The organism is Streptomyces sp. NPDC051211, from assembly GCF_040689505.1.
Lineage (GTDB): Bacteria > Actinomycetota > Actinomycetes > Streptomycetales > Streptomycetaceae > Streptomyces.
Window position 1 is genome coordinate 200,157 of record NZ_JBFBAV010000003.1, and the last position, 17,228, is coordinate 217,384.

The 17,228-nt window shown below is 73.3% G+C and carries 15 protein-coding genes; 5 read left to right on the forward strand and 10 right to left on the reverse strand.

The genetic code is table 11. From position 1 onward, the window contains the following. Positions 1–7 precede the first annotated feature (7 nt). Together AB0447_RS05915 and AB0447_RS05920 are read right to left on the reverse strand one after the other, a co-directional pair. Positions 8–1,786, reverse strand: coding sequence for a hypothetical protein (locus tag AB0447_RS05915; protein WP_366475241.1), 1,779 nt, complete (start codon positions 1,784–1,786; stop codon positions 8–10). Positions 1,787–1,861: 75 nt separating this feature from the next. Next, positions 1,862–2,128: a hypothetical protein gene (locus tag AB0447_RS05920; protein ID WP_366475242.1), complete on the reverse strand. Its 267-nt coding sequence runs from the start codon at positions 2,126–2,128 to the stop codon at positions 1,862–1,864. A gap of 398 nt (positions 2,129–2,526) precedes the next feature. On the opposite strand from AB0447_RS05920, the gene AB0447_RS05925 reads away from it, so the two are divergent. The 5 genes from AB0447_RS05925 (at position 2,527) to AB0447_RS05945 (ending at position 9,448) form a co-directional block, all read left to right on the forward strand. Beyond that, positions 2,527–2,757 (forward strand): type A2 lantipeptide, encoded by a 231-nt coding sequence (locus tag AB0447_RS05925; RefSeq protein WP_366475243.1) that lies wholly within the window; start codon positions 2,527–2,529, stop codon positions 2,755–2,757. 113 nt (positions 2,758–2,870) lie between these two features. Continuing rightward, entirely contained in the window at positions 2,871–3,677 is an 807-nt protein-coding gene (locus tag AB0447_RS05930) for an HlyD family efflux transporter periplasmic adaptor subunit (RefSeq protein ID WP_366475245.1), read from the forward strand. Continuing rightward, the gene (locus tag AB0447_RS05935; protein ID WP_366475246.1) at positions 3,674–5,932 is read left to right on the forward strand and encodes an NHLP family bacteriocin export ABC transporter peptidase/permease/ATPase subunit; all 2,259 of its coding nucleotides are present in this window, start codon (positions 3,674–3,676) and stop codon (positions 5,930–5,932) included. The genes AB0447_RS05930 and AB0447_RS05935 overlap by 4 nt, the downstream gene beginning before the upstream one ends. A 1-nt stretch (position 5,933) precedes the next feature. Beyond that, positions 5,934–8,849, forward strand: a complete 2,916-nt coding sequence (locus tag AB0447_RS05940) for an NHLP bacteriocin export ABC transporter permease/ATPase subunit (RefSeq protein ID WP_366475247.1) — start codon at positions 5,934–5,936, stop codon at positions 8,847–8,849. A 38-nt stretch (positions 8,850–8,887) separates the two neighbouring features. Beyond that, a complete protein-coding gene (locus AB0447_RS05945; protein WP_366475248.1) occupies positions 8,888–9,448 on the forward strand; it encodes a histidine phosphatase family protein in 561 nt (186 codons plus the stop codon). Between the two features lie 22 nt (positions 9,449–9,470). Here AB0447_RS05945 and AB0447_RS05950 read toward each other — a convergent pair whose 3' ends face one another. From AB0447_RS05950 to AB0447_RS05985, 8 genes are all read right to left on the reverse strand, one after another. Continuing rightward, on the reverse strand, positions 9,471–9,746 hold the full coding sequence (locus AB0447_RS05950; protein WP_366475249.1) for a hypothetical protein: 276 nt from the start codon (positions 9,744–9,746) through the stop codon (positions 9,471–9,473). Between the two features lie 449 nt (positions 9,747–10,195). Further along, positions 10,196–11,392 (reverse strand): GDSL-type esterase/lipase family protein, encoded by a 1,197-nt coding sequence (locus AB0447_RS05955; RefSeq protein ID WP_366475250.1) that lies wholly within the window; start codon positions 11,390–11,392, stop codon positions 10,196–10,198. 41 nt (positions 11,393–11,433) lie between these two features. Next, complete coding sequence (locus tag AB0447_RS05960) at positions 11,434–11,739, reverse strand: anti-sigma factor (RefSeq protein WP_366475251.1); 306 nt, start codon at positions 11,737–11,739, stop codon at positions 11,434–11,436. Continuing rightward, positions 11,739–13,316: an MFS transporter gene (locus tag AB0447_RS05965; RefSeq protein WP_366475252.1), complete on the reverse strand. Its 1,578-nt coding sequence runs from the start codon at positions 13,314–13,316 to the stop codon at positions 11,739–11,741. Before AB0447_RS05965 ends, AB0447_RS05960 begins: the two co-directional genes overlap by 1 nt. Beyond that, a complete protein-coding gene (locus AB0447_RS05970; protein WP_366475253.1) occupies positions 13,313–13,828 on the reverse strand; it encodes a DUF664 domain-containing protein in 516 nt (171 codons plus the stop codon). The genes AB0447_RS05965 and AB0447_RS05970 overlap by 4 nt, the downstream gene beginning before the upstream one ends. Positions 13,829–13,925: 97 nt before the next feature. After that, on the reverse strand, positions 13,926–15,116 hold the full coding sequence (locus AB0447_RS05975; protein ID WP_366475254.1) for an anhydro-N-acetylmuramic acid kinase: 1,191 nt from the start codon (positions 15,114–15,116) through the stop codon (positions 13,926–13,928). Continuing rightward, complete coding sequence (locus AB0447_RS05980) at positions 15,113–16,564, reverse strand: MFS transporter (RefSeq protein ID WP_366475338.1); 1,452 nt, start codon at positions 16,562–16,564, stop codon at positions 15,113–15,115. Before AB0447_RS05980 ends, AB0447_RS05975 begins: the two co-directional genes overlap by 4 nt. Before the next feature lie 92 nt (positions 16,565–16,656). Beyond that, positions 16,657–17,103 carry an SRPBCC family protein gene (locus tag AB0447_RS05985; RefSeq protein WP_366475255.1) on the reverse strand — a complete coding sequence of 149 codons (447 nt, stop codon included), beginning with the start codon at positions 17,101–17,103 and terminating at the stop codon, positions 16,657–16,659. Positions 17,104–17,228: the final 125 nt, after the last annotated feature.

Consider the following 17,228-nt stretch of genomic DNA (forward strand, 5'->3'; position numbering starts at 1 on the left):
CCCTCCTTCAGAGCAGGGCGAGCCAGGCCTCGGTCTCGGCTGGGCTGAGGGTTCCGAACAGACCGGCACGGATACGGGCGTTGGTCTCGAGATGGTGCGTGGTCAGGTTGTCGTAGGCGGAGTACCAGACCTGCGTGGGCAGCTGGTGGGAGCGCAGGTAGTGCTTGAAGGCCAGCTCGTCCCGGGCGCCGCCCCGCACGAGCCACCGTGTGCGCGGATAGCCCAGGCCGTTGCTGAAGACGGCGTTGAGGCCCCAGGCGACCTTGTCGATGAAGTCGTCCATGTAGCTTTCCAGGCTGCCGTCGTAGTTGCTCGCGAAGACGACCCGCCGTTTGTCGTCGATGAACATCCACCGGGCGAAGTGGATGGTTTTGACCCCGGCGAGGTTCCCGCGCTTGAAGAGATGGCGGGCGCCGTAGTCCACGGCGAACAGGATCGCGGTCAGGGTGGCCCGCCTGAACCGGCCGGGTTTGACCCAGCCGACGGCGGTGAAGGGGTTCTGCGTGACGAAGTCCTCGTACGCGGCCAGCTCGCGCACGTGCTCGCGGTCCGGGCGGGTCCGGCTGGGCACGTCGCGGTGTTCGTGCCACCACAGCAGCACGGCCCAGACGGGCAGCGCGAACACGAGGAACGGCAGCAGTACCAGCGCGGCCAGTGGGACCCCGATGAAATGGGCTGCCTGCCTCGCCCTCCACGGCAGGCCGGGCGGCGCGGGCCGCGACCGCGCCCAGGCCAGGTCCGCGCGGCCGGTGACGTATTCCTGTACGGCGGCACGTATGCGGGCGGGGCTCTCATCCGCGAGTGCGGCGCCGCGCCGGTCGAGGAACTCCTCGATCGCCTCGCGCAGCCGGGCTTCCCGCCGGATCTGCTGAAGTCCTCGGCCGACGGTGTTCACGTAGAAGGCCGCGCTGGGGATGCAGTGGGATCTGAGCCAGGCGATCCGCAGGTCGTCCGGGGCGTTGCCCGCCGGGTAGCCCTCGCAGCATCCGAACACCCTGTCCAGGCCGTCCCGGGCGCTGCCGACGAGATCGGCCAGGTGCGCCTGCAACGGCGCGTCCACCTCGCTCATGTAGACGACGCTCGCCGGCATCCCCGCGCCGGCGCCGCCGGAGGTGCTCGAGCCGCCCGGGCCGCCGGGCTCATCGGAGCCTGCGGGAACCAGAACGAGCCGCGCGAAATGGGTCCCCTTCATGTCGGCGAACCGGAAAAGCCCGGGAGTCCCGTTCCGGCCGGCCGCCTTCAGTGCCTCACGCACTTCGCCGACCCGTTCGGCGGGCACGGTGGCCCGGATGGTGACGGCCGACTGGTGCGCCGCGTCCTCCGGTCCCGTCTCGTGATGGCCGAACTGCAGCGAGAAGTTGAGGATTTTACGGCGTCCCCAGAAGACGACGCCGAGATACCGGCCCGGCCCGATCTCGCGTATCTCGTCACGTATCCGCTGCGCGAGGAAGGACGTGCGGGAGTAGTCGAGCACGGTGCATTCGCCGCCGTCGACCCAGCTATCGCCCCGGTAGACCTTCGCCCGTATCGCGCGCACGCCGAAGGGCGACACCCTGTTGCGCAGTTCCTCGCGCTCGGAGTCGAAGACCTTGCCCTGCCATGCGAGGACGCGCGCGAGCGCGGCCGCCGCCCTGGACACCCTCGCACCGCCGCGGCCCAGGAGCACCGTGCCCCGCCCCTCGCCTCGAGGTACCTCCCCGAGGGCGCTGGTGCGGAACAGTCGGTCGAGCTCGGGCCGCGACATGGCCGGCAACCGATCGATGTCCACCCGGGAGTCGTGGCTCATCACACACCTCACACACCTCGGTATCAGGGTGGCTCGGCATCACCATCGTATTTCGGTTCGCACGCCCCGGCACGTTCAGCCGTTGCCCGCCGCGTCCTCGCAGGCGGCGCAGACCCGGCTTGCGTGCTGTGGCGGGAACCAGGGGGCGTCGGGCTCCTCCGGAGGGGTCCACGAGGCCGTCTTCATGGCGAACGTGTCCTTGCCGCAGAAGGTCCGCGGGCCGGGCACGGAGGTCATGCCCGGGGCGGCGGGCGCCGCATGCACGCGCAGGACGGGCCCGTCCTCGCCGGCCGGCGAGCCGTCCGGCTTGTCGAGCTCGTACACCACCACGATCCCGCTCATACCTCGACGGTATGCCCGCAGGAGCATTCCGGGCGAATGGGACGCACTGCCGGGCCCGCGCAATCTGCACACCGAATGCGCAGACGTCACATCCTCTCCCAACCTCCCGCACCGGCCGGGCGGCCGTCTGTACCGGAATGTCGCATTCCGTTACGGCCTGGCGGGGAGCGCCGGCCACCGGGTCGGGTGATCTTGTGAAGAAGTTGCCGCAAACCCGTGGACGGGCGTACACGTCACGGCAGTTCAGCGCCCTGACGGGCCGCTGTTCGATTGGCTGCCGGACGCGGCGGCGTGTTTTGATCCGGCGCACCGCGGCAGTCCCCATCGGGGGCGAATGCCTGTCCCCCACGAGGCGTTCGCGGCCGTCTTCGTATCAGCATGTGAAAGGAAGTCCGCTCATGAACTTCGTCCCGCAGGTCCAGACCCAGGAACTCTCCGACGCCGACCTGGACAACGTGTCCGGCGGTCTCTTCGGTGGCGTGGTCAGCCACACCACCGCCGCCGTCGACGGCATCTTCCCCGCCGCGGGCCCCCTGGCCGGCTCGGTCATCGGCACCGTCGAGGGTCTCACCGGTCTGAACACCGCGCCGATCGCCGGCATCGCCACCGCCACGGTCGGCGGCGTCTGAGTCGGTCCGTGTGCCGCTGAGGGGTAGCGGCACTGCCGCGCGCCCCGGAGCCTGCCCGGTTCCGGGGCGCGCGGCCGCCCCTCCACCACCGTGAGTCTGTTGAGGAAAGTGTCGTGCAGTTTCGCCAACAGGCCCTTTCCAAGCTGCAGTCGTCCGACGACATCGACCTGCCGGTGCGCTTCGCCCGGCCCCAGGGCTGGCTGGTCCTGACCGTCACGTTCGCCGTCGTCATCGCCGCATCGGTCTGGGCCGTGACCGGCACCGTGTCGTCCACGCTCACCGCACCCGGCATCCTGACCCACGGGCAGGGCAGCTACGTCCTGCAGAGCCCCGTCGCCGGCCAGGTCACCGAGCTGCTCGCCGAGGAAGGCCGCCGGGTTCCCGCCGACGCCCCCCTGCTCAAGGTCCGTACCGCGCAGGGCACCAGCGTCGTACGCACCCTCGCCGCGGGACGGCTGACGGCCCTGGTCGCCGGCATCGGCTCCGTGGTCACCACGGGTGCCGACGTGGCGGCGGTGGAGCGGATCGACAACGCCGACGATCCCCTGATGGCCGTGCTGTACGTGCCGGCCGACAGCGGTCCGGCGGTGCCCGTGGGTGCGCGCGTGGACCTGACCGTCCAGTCCGTGCCCGCGCAGCGGTACGGGGTGCTGCGCGGCCGGGTCGAGTCCGTCGGCCGTACCGGCCAGTCGCCCCAGCGCATCACGGCCTTCCTGGGCAGCTCCCAGCTGGGCGGGCACTTCTCGCGGCCGGGCCGGCCCCTCGCCGTCCTGGTGCGGCTCGACCGCTCGCCGGACACCGCCTCCGGCTACACCTGGTCCTCCGTACCGGGCCCGCCGCACCCGGTCGAGTCCATGACGCTCGCCACCGGCGCCGTGCGCCTCGCCGAGCAGCATCCGATCGATTGGCTGCTTCCATGACCACCACCCGGCGGCGCGCGGGCACCGCTCCGGCGCCCGGCCGCGGTACGCGACGCCGCGCGGCCACCCCCGCCCCCAAGGCCAAGCGATGGAGGGCCGTCCGCACACCCACCGTGCTCCAGATGGAGGCCGTGGAGTGCGGGGCCGCCGCCCTGGCCATGGTGCTCGCCCACCACGGCCGGCACGTGCCCCTGGAGGAGCTGCGCATCGCGTGCGGGGTGTCCCGTGACGGCTCCCGGGCCGGCAACCTGCTGAAGGCGGCCCGCAGTTACGGACTCCAGGCCAAGGGCATGCAGATGGAACCGGCCGCCCTGGCCGAAGTACAGCCGCCCGCCATCCTGTTCTGGGAGTTCAACCACTACGTCGTCTACGACGGCAGGGGCCGCAGGCTCGGCCGCCGCGGTGTGCACATCAACGACCCGGACAAGGGCCGCCGCTTCGTGACGGCGGAGGAGTTCGACGCCAGTTTCACCGGTGTCGCCCTGGTCTTCGAACCCACCGGGGCCTTCCGCCGGGGCGGCCGCAAGCCGGGGATCACCCGCGCCCTGCCGGCGCGGCTGCGCGGCACCACGGGCACCCTGCTGGCCACCCTGCTCGCCAGCCTCCTGCTCGTCGCCGTGGGCGCCGCGCTGCCCGCCCTGAGCCGGACGTACATCGACCTGTTCCTGGTCGGGAACCAGACGTCGGTGCTGGGGCCCCTGTTCGCCTCGATGGCCACCCTGGTGGCGCTCACCGCCGTACTGACCGGCCTTCAGCAGGCCAATCTGCTGCGCGGGCGCATCATCTCCTCCACGCTGAGCAGCGCCCGGTTCCTGCGGCACCTGATGAGGCTGCCCGTCACGTTCTTCGCCCAGCGCAGCCCGGCCGATCTGGTGCAGCGCCTCCAGTCCAACGACACCGTGGCCGAGACCCTGGCCCGGGACCTCGCCGCGGCGGGGGTGGACGGGGTGGTGGTGGTCCTCTACGCCGTGCTGCTGTGGACGTACGACCCCCAACTCGCCGTCATCGGCGTGCTGGTGGCGCTGCTCAACGTGGTGGCGATGCGGATCGTGATCCGGCTGCGGGCCACCGGCACCCAGAAGCTGCGCGCGGACAGCGCCCGGCTGACCACGACCTCGTACACCGGCCTCCAGCTGATCGAGACGATGAAGGCCACCGGCGGTGAGAACGGCTTCTTCCGCCGCTGGGCGGGGCAGCACGCCACCACGCTGGAGGTGCAGCAGCGGCTGGGGGTCCCGAGCGCGGTCCTGGCCGTGGTCGCGCCGACCCTCGCGACGGTCAACAGCGGGCTGATCCTGTGGATCGGCGGGCTGCGGGCGGTGGAGGGCCACATCTCGATCGGTCTGCTCGTCGCCTTCCAGGCACTGGTGACGCGCTTCACCGCGCCCATCACCCGGCTGAACGGGGTGGCGGGCAGGATCCAGGACTTCGCCGCGGACGTGGCCAGGCTGAAGGACGTCGAGAACTTCCCCGTCGACGCGGTGTTCCGCGGCCCCGGCCCCGGCACCACGGGCACGGAGGGCAGTACCCGCAGGCTCAAGGGCCACGTGGCGCTGGAGAACATCACCTTCGGGTACAGCCCGCTGGACAAACCGCTGCTCAGCGGCTTCTCGCTGACGGTCGGTCCGGGCCGGCAGATCGCGCTCGTCGGCGGATCCGGCAGTGGCAAGTCCACCGTCTCCCGGCTGATCTCCGGGCTCTACAGGCCGTGGGAGGGGACCATCCGGATCGACGGCCGGCGGCTGGAGGACATCCCCCGCAGCACCCTGGCCGCCTCGGTCTCCTTCGTCGACCAGGACGTGTTCCTCTTCGAAGGCACGGTCCGGGACAACGTCGCGCTCTGGGACCCTTCGATACCGGACGAGGCCGTCGTCGCCGCTCTCAAGGACGCCGCGCTGCACGAGGTGGTCATGCGACGTCCGGAGGGCATCCACAGCCGGGTCGAGCAGGACGGCCACAACTTCTCCGGCGGCCAGCGGCAGCGGCTGGAGATCGCCCGGGCGCTGGTGCGCCGGCCGAGCGTCCTGGTCCTCGACGAGGTGACGAGCGCCCTGGACGCGGAGACCGAACGGACCATCATCGACAACCTGCGGCGGCGCGGCTGCGCGTGCGTGGTCATCGCCCACCGGCTGAGCACGGTCCGCGACAGCGACGAGATCCTGGTGCTCGACCACGGCTCGGTCGTCGAGCGCGGCCGTCACGAGGACCTGCTGGCCGCCGGGGGCGCGTATGCCGAACTGGTCAGGGAGCACTGACGTGTCCTTCGTGCATCCGCCCGTCCAGGAGACGGACGCGGTGATCCACGCCCTGGGCGGCCTCGGCGCGCCCGTCGACTGCGGGGGCCTGCGGAGCCTGGCGCTGGAGGGGCCGCAGGTGCTGTGGCTGGTCGTGGCGGGGGCCCTGGACCTGTTCGCCGTCGACCCCGTCCAGCAGGGGCAGTGGCACTTCCTCGGCCGTTCGGAACCGGGGACCCTGTTGCTCGGCCCGGTCGAGGGCACCCAGCACACGCTGGTCGGCCGGCCCTCGCAGGGCTGTCTGCTGCGGCGGATCGCACTGCGGGAGCTGTACCGGCCCGAGTACGCCGAGTCGGGGCAGTACGGGCAGTACGGGGAGCCAGGGCAGTACGGGCAGTACGGGGAGCCCTGGGCGTACGGCGTACCGCCGACGCCGCCGGTGCCGACGGCGCTGGAGCACGCCGTCGCGCTCGGGATCGGCCGCGGCCTGGGGGTGCTCTTCGAGGGCCCGCTGGACGGGCGCCCGTCCGCCGACGAGCACGGCGCCGGGCCGGGTGACGAATACGGCGCCGACGAGGACGTCCTGTGGATGCCGGTCGACCCGGGCAGCGTGCAGTACGGCGCGGCCTTCGGCGCGGAAGCGGCTGCCGACCTGCTGGTCGACGGCGCGATGTGGCAGCGCATGGTGAACCAGCAGCACCGGCTGCTGTCCGCCGTGGACCGCTGGATCGAACGCCTCGAACGCGCCCACGAGGACCGTGCGGCAGCGGGCATCAGGGCGGGCGCGGCCGTCCGTGCCCGCGCGGACGCGGCCCTGCTGGCCTCGATCGGCAGGCCCGACCGGGCCGGGCGGAGCGAGGCCGGAGCCGGCGCTTCCGGGGACGATGCGACGTACGCCGTCTGCCGCCGGGTGGCCGAAGCGGCCGGCATCACGCTCTCGGAGCCCCCGAAGGGCGGCCCGGCGGACGATCGCGTCACCGCGGTCGAACGCATCGCGTCGAGCTCGCGGATCCGCACCCGGGCGGTCCGGCTCGACGGGCCGTGGTGGCGGGTGGACAGCGGCCCCCTGGTGGGGCACCGGGCCAAGTCGGGGGCGCCGGTGGCGCTGCTGTGGCGGCGCGGGCGGTACGAGGCCGTCAACCCGGCCACCGGGGCGCGGCTGCGCATCGGGAAGGACAACGCCGGGGAGTTCGAGGCGCGTGCGGTGATGTTCTACCGCCCGCTGCCCGAGCGGCCGATGACCCTCTGGCGGCTGCTCCGGTTCAGCCTGCGCGGCACCCGGGCGGATCTGCGGAACCTGTTCCTGGCCGGGCTGGTGACGGTGGGTCTCGGCGGGCTGGTGCCGATCGCCACCGGACAGGTGCTCGGCGTCTACGTCCCGAACGCCGAGCGCAGCCTGATCGTCCACATCTCGATCGCCGTCATGGTCACCAGCCTGGTGACCGCGGCCTTCATGCTGCTGCAGAACCTCACCATCCTCCGGATGGAGGGGCGTATCGAGAGCACGTTGCAGCCCGCCGTGTGGGACCGGCTGCTGCGGCTGCCCACGGCGTTCTTCGCGGAGCGGTCCACCGGGGAGCTGGCGAGCGCGGCGATGGGGGTCAGCGCCATCCGCCGGGTGCTGTCCGGGCTGGGCCCGGTGGTGGTCCAGGCGTGCACGGTCGGCGTGATGAACGTCGTCCTGCTGTTCTGCTACAGCGTGCCGCTCGCCCTGGTGGCGCTCGCTCTGCTGGCGGCCGTGGGAGCGGTGTTCCTCGGGATGGGGCTGTGGCAGCTGCGGTGGCAGCGGCAGCTCGTCGAGCTCGGCAACAAGCTGAACAACCAGGCGTTCCAGGCCCTGCGCGGGCTGCCGAAACTGCGGGTGGCGGCGGCGGAGAACTTCGCGTACGCGGCCTGGGCCAAGGAGTTCGCCCGCTCCCGCGAACTCCAGCAGCGGGCGGGCCGGGTCAGGAACCTGACGACGGTCCTCGACGCGGCCTGCCTGCCGCTCTGTTCGATCATCATGTTCATGCTGCTGGCCGGACCGGCCCGGGGCAGTATGTCGGCGGGCGCGTTCCTCACCTTCAGCACGGCCATGACCATGCTGCTGGCGTCCGTCACCCAGCTCACCGGTGCGCTGGTGTCGGCCGCCGCCGTGATGCCCATGTTCGAGCAGCTCAAGCCGGTCCTGGACGCGGCACCGGAGGTCCGGGGCGGCGGTGCGCTGCCCGGCACGCTGGCCGGCGGGATCGAGGCCAGGAACGTCTCCTTCCGTTATGCCGACGACGGCCCGCTGGTCCTCGACGACGTGTCCCTCCAGGTGCGGCCGGGCGAGTTCGTGGCGGTCGTCGGGCCGAGCGGCTGCGGCAAATCGACGCTGCTGCGCCTGCTGATCGGTTTCGATCCGCCGGCTTCCGGCAGCGTGCTCTACGACGGCCAGGACCTGGCCGCCCTCGACCAGGCGGCCGTGCGCCGGCAGTGCGGGGTCGTCCTGCAGAACGCGCAGCCGCTGACCGGTTCGATCCGGGACTGCATCCGCGGTGCCGAGGCCTTCTCCGAGGAGGAGGTGTGGGAGGCCGCCGAGATGGCGGGCCTGGCCGAGGACATCCGGCGGATGCCGATGGGGCTGCACACCGTGATCTCCGGCGGGGGCGCCGTCTCGGGAGGACAGCGGCAGCGCCTGATGATCGCGCAGGCCCTGATCCGGCGTCCGCGCGTGCTGTTCTTCGACGAGGCCACCAGCGCGCTGGACAACGAAACCCAGCGCATCGTGATCGACAGCACGCGCAGGCTGAACGCCAGCCGTGTCGTGATCGCCCACCGGCTGTCCACGGTCATGGACGCCGACCGGGTGATCGTCATGCAGGACGGCCGGATCGTCGAACAGGGGCCGCCGGCCGCACTGCTGGCCGTGGCCGGGGGGCATCTTCACGACCTGGTGCGGCGGCAGATGGGCTGATCCGGCCGGATCGGCGGAAGGACCCCTAGGCTGGGGGCGTGCGCATCCTTGGGGAAGGCGAAGAGCGGGATCCGGGCGCCGGAGGTCCGCTGCGGCGGCTGGTCGTGCTGCGGCACGCCAAGAGTGCCTGGCCGGAGGGCGTGCCCGATCGCGAGCGGCCGCTCGGCCCGCGCGGCCTGCGGGACGCCCCGGCCGCCGGCCGCCGGCTGGCGGAGTCCCACTGGCTGCCCGACCTCGTCCTGTGCTCCCCCGCCCGCCGTACCCGGCAGACCTGGGAGCTGGCCGCCGCGGAAGCGGGCAGCACGGCACCGGTCCGCCACGACGGGCGCATCTACGCGGCGGACTGCCGGGACCTGCTCGATGTCGTACGCGAAGTGCCGGCCGAGGTCGGCACGTTGTTGCTGGTCGGGCACAACCCGGGCCTGGAGGACCTGGTCCTGCTGCTCGCCGGGGAGGCTCTCGGGGACGCCCTGCAGGAGGTACGGACCAAGTTCCCGACCTCCGCGATCGCCGTACTGACCTGGACCGGCACCTGGTCGGACCTCGCCCCCGGCACCACCCTGCTGACGGACATGGCCGTTCCGCGCGGAGCGCGCTGAACGGCCGCGTACGCGGCCGGGGTCAGGTTCCGCAGAACGGCAGGGTGCGCACGTATCCGCCGAGGTTCTCGTCGTCGGTGCCCAGGAGGGCGTCGGCGGAGCCGGGCAGGCACTCCACCGCCTCGGCCTTGTACCCCGGGAAGGTCCCGAGTGCGGTCGGGGCGGCCGCGAGGGTGACCCGTACCCGGCCCGCTGCCGACACGGTCACCCGGCCCGCGTCGCTCACCGCGGAGTCGAACGGGCCGTCGTCACCGGCGTCCGCCGCCGAACTCACGATGATCCGGCCGGAGCCGGTCACCGAGATGTCGGAGATGTGCCGGGTGCCCTCGCCGGTCGGGTACGGCGCCCGGTAGGCCCGGCGCGAGACCGTGCCGAACAGCGGCTGCCCCCACGAGGCGAACGTCAGGGGCGCCGCGTATAGCGTGGCGGGGCGGTCTGCGCCGGCGCCCCGGTCCGCCCACAGGGCGGCCAGCTTCCCGTTCCGGCCGACGAGTGCGAAGCTCTCGAAGTCGTCGGCCTCGCCGATCGCCGGCAGCGGCGCGTAGTCGACGCTGCAACGTCGGGAGCTTCATCGGGGCCGCTCGCCTTCCCTGTCGGACGGGCGCGAGGTCACGCGCCCGGCGTCAGGTTATTGATCAAGGTGAGGGCGGCCCCAACGACGCTTGGGCCATTCGCCGGAGCGCGAAGTCGGACTCGGCGGGCGTGCGCCGCACAGCCGAGCGCCGCAGCCCCGCCGCCGGCCACCCCCTAGCCGACGTCTCCGGTGCGCGCGGTGGCGAAGGGGCCGCCGGTGCCGAAGGCCAGGGCGGCGAAGCGTTCGCCCATGCGGTGGTGGGTGGCGGCGTCCGGGTGGAGCCGGTCGGGCAGCGGGAGTTCGGCGAAGTCCGACTCCCCGTACAGCTCACGGCCGTCGAGGTGGTGCAGGTTCGGGTCCTCGGTGGCCCGCTGCTTCACCACGCGGGCCAGCTCGTCCCTGATGACGTTGAGCGTCAGCTTCCCGGCGGCCCGTTCCGCGGGGTCGCCCGCCGCCCGGAACCGGAGCCTTCCCCGGCCGAGTTCGGCGAAGTCCGGGGCGCTGGGGCCGGGCGTGTCCTCGTGGATGGGGCACAGGATGGGCGAGACGACCAGCAGCGGAGTGGTGGGGTGGCCGTCGCGGACGGTGTCGAGGAAGCCGTGTACGGCGGGGCCGAACGCGCGCAGGCGCATGAGGTCGGTGTTGACGAGGTTGATGCCGATCTTGACGCTGATCAGGTCCGCGGGGGTGTCGCGCAGGGCGCGGGCGGTGAACGGGTCGAGCAGGGCGTTGCCGCCCAGACCGAGGTTGATCAGCTCCACCCCGCCGAGCGAGGCGGCCAGCGCCGGCCAGGTCCTGCTGGGGCCGGCGGCGTCGGAGCCGTGGCTGATCGAACTGCCGTGGTGCAGCCACACCCTACGGCCGTCTGCCGGCACGGCCTCGACGGGAGCGTCGGTGCGCAGGGCGACCAGCTGGGTGATCTCGTTGTACGGCAGCCAGATCTCGACGTCCTTCACCCGGTCGGGCAGGCCGGAGAACCGGACGGTGCCGACCGGGCCGGGCCGGGTTTCCGCAGACCCGGTGGCCATGTCCACCATCAGGACGTTGCCACCGGTCACACCGGCCTGCCCGGCCAGGCGGCCGTCGACGAGCAGGTCGTACACGCCGTCCGGGCGGGGCGGGGCGCCCTGGTACGCCGCCTTGGTGCGGAGGGCGTCCAGCTCGACGGCAGTGGCCCGGGTGCGGAACACCAGCCGTACGCCGGAGGGCTGAGCCTCCGCCATGGCCAGCTGCCCGTCGGCGCACTGGGCTCGGGCGCGGGCGGGCAGCCGGTGCGGCAGCAGCCCGTGCTCGGTGCGCTCCAGGTCGAGCGCGCCGCGCAGCAGGTCCGCGGTGACGGGCGTGGTGGTCCAGTCGTGGCGGTGGTTCATGGGCTCAGCCTGTCGACCGGATTCCCGGTCCGCACGTGCTTTTAGCGTCGGCGTACCTCGCGGAAGGTCGCCATGAGCCGATCGCGCACATAGGGGTCGAGATCGGCGACCTCCGCGGGGCTCAGCCGTCCGGCGAGCGCGGCCACGGTGCGCCACTGGGCGAGCGCCGTCCGGCAGCCTTCGCACTGCTCGAGGTGCGCGTCGATGCGCCGGCGGGACCGGGTCGGAAGGGTGCCGTCCAGGTAGGCGGTGATCAGTTCGACGAAGTCGATGCAGCGCTGGTCGCCCCCGGCGGCACCGCCCTGCGGGACGCCCTCGGCCTCGCCCTCGCCCTCGCCCTCGGCCATCAGGGCACCCTTCCTTCGGCGTACCGCTCCAGCCGGGCCCGTACCAGCCCGCGGGCCTGGTGCAGACGACGGCTCTCCTCCGCGGCGCTGATGCCGATGAGCTCGGCGGCCTCGGAGGGCGACCGCCCCTGGACGTCACGCAGCACGATGACCCGCCGCAGTTCGGCCGGCATCTCCAGGATTGCCGCACGCACTTCCGCGAGCGCCTCGTCGCTGCCCGGGTCGAGGCCGTACGCCTCCCAGGCGACCGGCGGGGCCGCCCAATGGCCCGGCCATTGCGGATGGTCGTCGGGGAGGAACCGGTCCTCGGGGAAGGCGGGCTCCGGTTCCCTCTCGACCGGCACGGCCGCCGGGGTGACCGGCGCCGCCGGCAGCACCACGATCATCAGGATTCCGGACACGACCGCGACCCCGACGAACAGCCGGCCCGCGTCCCCGACACCCGCCCTCTCGCTGACGAACCCGACGATCAACGCGAACGGTACGAAGGCGAGCCAGGTGAGGGTGCTGACGCCGGACGCGACTCCGGCGCGGATCGTCGACGGCACCGCGTCGTGCAGCTGGTGCATCACCGGAATGCTCACCGCGACGACCGCGAGCGTGAGGAGCACCTGGGCGACGATCACCAGTGCCACGGTGGTGCTCGTGGCCAGCACGCAGCTGCAGCCCACCATCAGGGCGGCCAGCAGCACCACCGGCACTCTCCGCCTCATCCAGCCGTGCGATCCGAGCAGCCCGCCGATGCCGAGTGCGGAGGTGAGGCCCGCCCAGTGCGGCCCGTACCAGAACGCCGGAACGGCCAAGGCGACCAGCCACAGCGGGCCGAACTCCAGCATGCCCTGCATCAGCAGGGCACCGGCGACGGTCAGTGCGATCACCGCACGGAGCCGGCCGCGCCGGAGGAGCACGCGGTACGTGGCCGCGACCTGGTGGCGGAGCGGTTCGGCCTCCTCGGCCTTGTGCAGCCGTGGTTCGCGGAAGACGTACAGCGCGAGGCCCGCCGCGACCAGCGGCGGCACGGTCAGGAAGTACGTGTCCCGCAGGGAGAGGAGTTCCGCGAGGGCGCCGCCGGCCAGTGCGCTCGCGACGAGGGCGACGCTTTCCATCACCCGCACCCGTCCGATGACCCGTTCGAAGGCATCGCTCGACCCGGTCTCCTCGAGCACCGTGTCGTAGACGACCGACTCGAACGTCCCGGACTGCATGGCGAAGAAGACCCCGAGGAAGAACGCCGCCACCATGTACATCGGAACGCTCCGGCTCAACCCGCCGATCACGACGCTGGCCACGGCCGCCACGCAGGCGAGGACCAGCACGCCGCGACGGCTCCACCGGTCGGCGAGCAGGCCGGACGGCACCTCGAAGATCGGAACCACCACCGAGTACACGGCCGCCATGACGCCCACCCCGGCCGCGTCGAAGCCGATCCCGGTCATGAACAGCTTCTCCACCGGCACCCACAGCGCGAGGTTCTGCAGGAAGGCCGCCGCGTACAGCGGCGCGAGCCGCCGGCGCAGCCTGCGGGTGGTGGTGGTCGCCGGACCTTCGGAAAGGTGTCGGTCACCCGCGGGGGTCACCGGGGCCGGCGCTCCAGAACGCCCCGGACGAAGGCCGCCTGGCCGGCGTGCTGGAGGTCGTCGGACAGCACGCTGACCAGACGTACGCCCAGGGTGACGGGCGGATCCCAGCTGTCGTCGATCACCCGGCCCAGGTCGGTGGCGGCGAGGCCCCGGACGAAGGCGGTGGTCTGTTCGTGGACCGCGTCCAGGTAGCCGAGCAGCAGCTCGCCCGATTCGACCCGGACGGCGCCGGCCTGGCGGGCGGTGTGCCCGTAGCCGGTCGAGCGCGCGGGCAGCGGCAGGTCGAACTGGGTGGCCCAGCCCTCCGACAGCCACACCTGGTCGCGGTCCGCGGCGTCGGCCACGTGGTCGTCCTGGATCCGGGTCAGATGCCACACCAGCCACGCGATCGAGTTCGCCTCCGCGTCGGTGCGGGCATTGAGCTCCTCCGCCGAGAGGCCTTCGACCACCTCGTGGACCACCTCCCGGATGCGCCCGAATCCGTCGGCCAGTACCTCCGTCGCCTTCATGGGCACCACCATGCACCCTGACCCGCCGAGGCGGTGGGCGGTCGGGATCGTGCCGGGCGATGTGGGTCCGTCCGCGTGAAGGATCCGCCGGTGTACGTCAACGGCCGGGGACGGCGGGCCGGTCCACCACCAGGGTGTCCGGCGCGGCGGCCGGCCGGGCGGGCAGCCGCAGCGCGGTGCGGCCCGGGGTGATCGAGCCGAGGATGCGCGGGCCCGCCGCGCCGGTGCAGGCGGGCGCGTTGCCCGGGAGTCCGTGCAGGGTGAGGAAGCCGAGCACCGCGAACGCGTACGCCTCCTTGGCCGCCGCGGGCAGGCCGAGCCCGTCCGAGGTGCGCAGGGCGGTGGCCGGTCCGAGTTCCGCGCGGAGCATGTCCATCAGGACGGGGTTGCGGGTGCCGCCGCCGGAGGCGATGACCTCGGTCGCGCCCAGCGGGCGCAGCGCGTCCGCGACCGTACGCGCCGTCAGGCGGGTCAGGGTGGCGAGCAGGTCCGGCGCCGGGAGGGGGCCGCAGGCGGCGAGTGCGGTGCGCAGGTAGCCCCGGTGGAAGAGCTCCTTGCCGGTGGTCTTGGGGGCGGGCAGCGCGTAGTACGGCTCGTCGAGGAGGCGGGCGAGGAGCGGTTCCCGGACGGTGCCGGCGGCCGCGAGTGCGCCGTCCGCGTCGTAGCCGAGCCGTCCGGCGGTGAGTTCGAGGACGGCGGCGTCCAGCAGGGCGTTGCCCGGCCCGGTGTCGAAGGCGACGGCGTCGCCGGCTGCGGGCAGCACGGTGAGGTTGGCGATGCCGCCGATGTTGAGGGCCGCCGGGACGCCCGGACGGCCGCGCAGCCACATCCGGTCGATCAGGCTCACCAGCGGCGCGCCCTGCCCGCCGGCGGTGATGTCGCGGGGCCGGAATCCGGAGACCACGGGCCGGCCGGTCGCCTCCGCGATCCAGGCGGGTTCGCCGAGCTGGAGGGTGCCGTGGACGCGGCCGCCGTCGGCCCAGTGGTAGACGGTCTGGCCGTGCGAGGCGAACAGGTCGGCTCGTCCGCCGCACAGTTCGCGGTCGGCGCGCGCGGCGAGCCGGGCGAAGGCCTGGCCGATCCGGGTGTCCAGCCGGCAGACGTCCGCGAGGGTGGTGGGGGCCGGCGGGAGCGCGGCGCCCAGGGCGGCCGCCAGCTCCCCGTCGTACGGCTCGCTGACCAGGCCCAGTGGGGTGAGGCGCAGGGTGCTTCCCTCGACGGCCAGATCGGCGGCCGCGGCGTCGACCGCGTCGTACGAGGTTCCGGACATCAGGCCGACCACCCTCATCGCAGCGCCTTGCGGTGGTCGTCGGGCCGCAGGCTGAGCAGGGCGGGGAGCCCGAGGGCGCAGACGGTGGCCGCGTACAGGGCGGGGACGTCGGGGTTGCCGGTACGGCGAACGAGTTCCGTCACGATGAGGCCGGCGCAGCCGGAGAAGACGGCGTTGGAGAGCGCGTAGGCGGTGCCCAGGCCGGTGCAGCGGACGCCGGTCGGGAACATCTCGGCGAGCATGGCCGGGCCGGGGCCGGCGAGCAGACCGATGACCGCACCGGCGAGCAGCAGGGCGGCGGCCTTGGCGGGGGTGGAAGCGGCCGGGTCCCGGAGCAGGTGCAGGAGCGGGAGGGCGAGCAGGACGACGAGGGCGGCGCCGCAGACCATGACCGGGCGGCGGCCGATCCGGTCGCTGAGCGCGCCGGCGGGCAGGATCGAGGCGGCGAAGCCCAGATTGGCGAGGGCGGTGGCGATCAGGGCCTGGCGGAACGAGGCGTTCAGGGTGGCCTGGAGGTACGAGGGCAGGACGACGAGAAAGGTGTACCCGGCCGCCGACCAGCCCATGATCCGCCCGATGCCGAGCAGCAGGGTATGGGCGGTGGGGCGCGGGGAGTTCGCGGCGGCTCGCGCCGCGGCGGCCGTGGCGGTCGCGGCCGTCGCTGGCGTCGCGGCGGTCGCTGGGGTCGCTGCGGTCGCGGCGGCGTCGGGTGAGCCGCCGGGTGGCGCCTCGGCCGTGGCGGCGGGTGCGGCGCCGGGTGGGCCGCCAAGTGCCGCGTCAGTGGTGGCGGCGGGTGCACCGTCGGGTGGCGGCTCCGCCGGGGTGGCGGCTGCGTGGCGGAAGGCGGGGGTTTCCGGCAGGGTCAGGCGCAGGTGGAGGGCGGCGAGGCCGAGCGGCAGGGTGAGCAGGAACGGCACCCGCCAGCCCCAGGCGTACAGCGCGTCCTCCGGCAGTACGGTGGCCAGCGCCGCGGCGACGGCCGCGCCCGCGAGGAGGCCGAGGGCCACGGTGAAGGACTGCCAGGCTCCGTAGCGGCCACGGCGCCCCGGCGGCGCGAACTCCGTCATGAGGGTGACCGCGCCGCCGAACTCGCCGCCCGCGGAGAGGCCTTGGACCGCGCGGAGTGCGGTCAGCAGCCAGGGGGCGGCCGCGCCCGCCGTGGCGTGGGTGGGCAGCAGCCCGATGAGGGTGGTGGCCGCGGTCATGAGCCCGACGACGGCGATGAGCACGGGGCGGCGCCCGAACCGGTCCCCGAGCCGGCCGAAGAGCACGGCGCCGACCGGCCGGAAGAAGAACGCCACGGCGAAGGCGGCGTACGCGCCGACCAGGGCCTCGGCGCGGCCGCCGCCGTCGGGGGTGAAGAAGAGGTCGGCGATGACGGTGGCGAAGTAGCCGTACACGCCGAACTCGTACCACTCGACGAAGTTGCCGACCGATCCGGCCACGAGCGCCCGCCGGGACGGCACCGGAGCCGGCGGGGCGAGGCGGAACTCGGGGTGGGGCGCGGGGCGGGTCACGGGGCGCGGGGCGGGGCGGGTCACGGGGTGCCGGGTGTCCGTCAGGAGGCCTCGACCGCGGCCTTGATGCGGGCGCCGAACGCGGGCGCGTCCTTGCGGGCGGCGCCGAGGGCCAGGCCGACGAGGAGCTTGCCGATGCCGTGCCCTTCGAGCACGTTGTGGATCCGGACGCGGGTCCGGCCGCCCGGGAGCGCCTCGAGGTCGTATCCGCCCTCCGTGGCGGTCACCAGGTTCTTGGAGACCTCGCCCCAACGGATCAGAGTGGGCGGCACGAACGCAGTGATGCGGAACTCGCGCCGGGTGGTCATCCCGGCGTCCTTCACCGTGCTCCGGAAGACCGTACCGACGCCCGTCGGGCCTGCCGGGGTCTTCTCGATCCGCTGCACGCGGGGGCTGAACTCGGGGTCGTTGCGGCCGTCGGCGAGGTAGGCGAACACCTCCTCGACGGGCCGGTCGATCTCGACGGTCGCCTCGAACTCTCCTGCCATGTCCGCTCCGCTCCTCGCCACGCTGCTGACGGTGCCTTGTCTGGGTGCAGGATTACAGACCCCAGCGGCCGATCGGCGCAGGCACGGGCCTCTGTTAACCTCGCACGCCGCCCGTTCGGGCGGCG